The 607-nt window shown below is 43.3% G+C and carries 1 protein-coding gene; it reads right to left on the bottom strand.

All coding sequences use genetic code 11. The features are described from left to right. Window positions 1-19: 19 nt before the first annotated feature. The coding region (locus tag CXF61_RS02460) for an IS5 family transposase (protein ID WP_165597035.1) at window positions 20-607 on the bottom strand (588 nt) is incomplete at its 5' end.

The raw sequence follows: 607 nt of genomic DNA on the forward strand, positions 1-607 counted from the left end.
ATTAGGGTGTGTATAGAATTCAAATCAAGGGCAACCAGATAAAGACACAAGCGAGCATTACCGCCGCTGCAAAGCTATCTTTGAGCTTATCATATCGCGTGGCAATGCCCCTAAAATGTTTCAATCTAGCAAAAGCGTTTTCTACCAAATGACGGCAACGATACAAATACCAATCTAGTGTGTCGTTACTGCTTTTAGAGTTCGACTTAACAGGTATGACTGACTGAGCACAGTGCTTGAAGATACACTCTCTAATATCGCTACTATCGTAGCCCCTGTCTGCAATCACCGCTTTAGTCTGGTTGTTAATGGTGCTACATATCAACGCCTTTGCCATCTTAGAGTCATGTACTTGCCCACCTGACAGCTCAACATGTATAGGGTTGCCACAAGCATCGACCACTAAGTGCAGTTTGCTGCTATTACCTGCAACGCTTTTACCAATGGCCTCATCAAGATGACTGGCTGCGCCTGTACTATGCTGATGAGCTTTAACCACGCTACCGTCTATAAATAACCATTCACTATCATAGTTTGCTGTGACTATCTTCATGAGCTTTTGCCATTTACCGGTTTTACGCCAGTAACGGTATTGATGATATATGCT

This window comes from Psychrobacter sp. 4Dc, from assembly GCF_002836715.1.
GTDB lineage: Bacteria > Pseudomonadota > Gammaproteobacteria > Pseudomonadales > Moraxellaceae > Psychrobacter.